This is a genomic window from uncultured Boseongicola sp. (assembly GCF_937988555.1).
GTDB lineage: Bacteria > Pseudomonadota > Alphaproteobacteria > Rhodobacterales > Rhodobacteraceae > Boseongicola.
The window spans coordinates 1-2649 of record NZ_CALJXO010000085.1 but is presented as its reverse complement, the minus strand read 5'-3'; the positions used below and the strand labels follow the sequence as shown (position 1 = coordinate 2649).

The window sequence follows — 2649 nt, the reverse complement described above, 5'->3', positions numbered from 1 at the left end:
CCGAGGCTTTGCGCAAGGGTCAGATTGATGCGTTCTTTGCTGTGGCCGGGTATCCAACCGGTGCTGTGGTTGAATTGGCCTCTGCTGCGGACATTAAGATCATCCCGATTGAAGGTGCTGTGGCCGAGGCTTTGACGTCTGCATATGGCTTCTTCGCGGCCTCTGAAATTCCTGAAGGCACCTATGAAGGTGTGGCTGGCGCAGGAACAATTTCTGTTGGTGCGCAGTGGTTTACCTCGGCCAAGAAGGACGAAGAGCTGATCTATAACATCACCAAAGCACTTTGGAATGACGAGTCCCGCACGCTGCTTGATGTGGGTCACGCCAAAGGCAAGACGATCACTGCCGAGACTGCCTTGGCTGGTGTAGGTGTGCCGCTGCATGCTGGTGCCGAACGCTTCTACCGCGAAGTAGGTCTTTTAAAGTAACCTGACGCACGATTTGATCTTAAACCGGGCGCGCGCTGCGCCCGGTTTTTTTTGCATTTTATCCGACACTGGTGGGCACGATGGCAGACAAGACTTTAACCGCTGACGAGCTGGCCGAGATCGAACGCCGCTATGACCCCGAGACGGCCTTCCGTCCGACTGCTCCGCAATTGGGGATGCTGATCAGCGCGGCGCTTGTCGCGATGTCTGTCTATCACGTCTATGCATCAGGCTTTGGCCTAATCCGTGAATTGCTGCACCGGGGGATCCACATTTCCTTTGTGCTGGGCCTTGTGTTTTTGCTGTTTGGCTACCGGCGCAGCACGACAATGGACCTGCCGGACAAGGCGTGGTTCCGTCTGCAAGGTGTGCCCATCCTTGATATGATATTCGCTGTCATGGCGATTGGGGCGGCGATGTACCTTCCGCTGCTCCCGCCCGAAGCGCTGGCGACGCGCGTAGGCAATCCTTCGCAATCAGACGTTTTCATGGGCACCGTACTGCTCGTACTGACACTCGAGGCCACGCGCCGTTCGGTCGGCCCCACGCTGCCAATAATTGCGCTGGTCTTTATATTGTTCGCTCTCTTTGGCCCTTATGCACCGGGCGCTTTGAAGCATGGCGGCACGTCGTGGCTGGGCCTCATCAATCACCTCTATATGACCAACCAAGGCATCTATGGCATCGCCATCGGGGTCATGGCGAAATACGTCTTTTTGTTCATTGTCTTCGGTGTGCTGGCCACCCGGATCGGTCTTGGGCAATTGTTCGTCGACCTCGCCATGGTCATCGCCGGGCGCTATGCGGGCGGGCCTGCAAAGGTTGCGATCTTCTCATCAGCGTTCATGGGGACGATCTCGGGGTCTTCCATCGCCAACACGGTGACAACAGGCGCGCTGACAATCCCCGCCATGAAGAAGGTTGGCTATCCGGCGCACTTTGCGGGCGCAGTCGAGGCAACGGCGTCAACTGGTGGTCAGATCACCCCGCCGATTTTGGGGGCTGCGGCCTTTATCATGGTCGAGTATCTTGAGATCCCACTCCGCGACGTGCTTGCTGCGGCCCTTTTCCCGGCGCTGCTTCATTACTTCGGTATCTTCATTATGGTGCATCTGGAGGCCAAGCGCCTTGGTCTGCGCGGTCTCAATGTCGCTGAACTGCCTAAGGCGGGTCTTGTTTTGCGTCAGCACTGGCTGTCGGTCATCCCGCTTGTGTTGCTGGTCTATATGATCCTGAACGGCTGGACCCCTGATTATGCTGCCGTCTATGGCATCTTCGCCTGTATAGTCGTGGGTTTCTTGAACCCGGTGAGCAGGCTGACGGTCCGTGATCTGTGGGCGGCCTTGTCTGTCGGCGCCAAGAACACGCTTGCTGTTGGGGCCGCTGCCGCGACCGTCGGCGTTGTCGTGGGGGTGGTGACACTGACGGGTGTTGGCTTTCGGCTGGGGTATGTTGTGGTGCAGACGGCCAATGATATAGGCTCAGTGATTGCGGCCATCTGGCCACTGTCCTACTTCTCGGTAGCGCAATGGTCTTTGTTCATCTCACTGGTGCTGATCGCAATCTCGTGCATCATCATGGGGGCGGGCATCCCCACAACCGCGACGTACATTATTCTTGTCGCCGTCGCGGCTCCCGCTTTGGCCACGCAGCAAGTCGAGCCTTTGGTGGCGCACTTCTTTGTCTTCTACTACGGAGTCTTGGCCGATATTACGCCGCCCGTGGCACTGGCCGCTTATGCCGCCGCCGGTATCGCCGGATCGAACCCATTCAAAACCGGGAACACCGCGTTCCGATTAGGGATCGCGAAGGCGCTGGTACCTTTTGTGTTCATCTATTCGCCAGCCCTGCTGCTGGTTGCGGACGGCTTCACTTGGTACGCCTTCTTCGTAACGTTGACGGGAGCCGCTTTAGGGATCGCGGCACTTGGCGTGGCCTTCTCTGGCTTTCTGTTTGCGCCCATGCCGATGGTGCAACGCTGGTGGGTTGGATTAGGCTCATTCCTGTTCATCGCACCGGGGCTGACAACCATGGGGATTGGGCTGATCTTGCTGGCGCCGATCGTGCTCTTACAGGTACGGCAACGGGGACCGCTGGTGATCGGTCCTTCATGATCGGCGGATTGGTCCAGCTCTTAGCTGGTCTGTTCATTCTTCTTTGGAAAGATCGGTAGAGATTCAGGCAGAGCATAAAGCTATGAAGCCGGACTTCTGAGCAGGCG

The 2649-nt window shown here is 57.5% G+C and carries 2 protein-coding genes; both read left to right on the top strand.

The window, feature by feature from the left end:
- Positions 1–428 (top strand): TAXI family TRAP transporter solute-binding subunit (locus Q1B15_RS04825; RefSeq protein WP_299750951.1); only part of this gene is annotated, 428 nt, incomplete at its 5' end.
- Positions 429–508: 80 nt separating this feature from the next.
- Positions 509–2542: a TRAP transporter permease gene (locus Q1B15_RS04820; RefSeq protein WP_299750948.1), complete on the top strand. Its 2034-nt coding sequence runs from the start codon at positions 509–511 to the stop codon at positions 2540–2542.
- Positions 2543–2649: the final 107 nt, after the last annotated feature.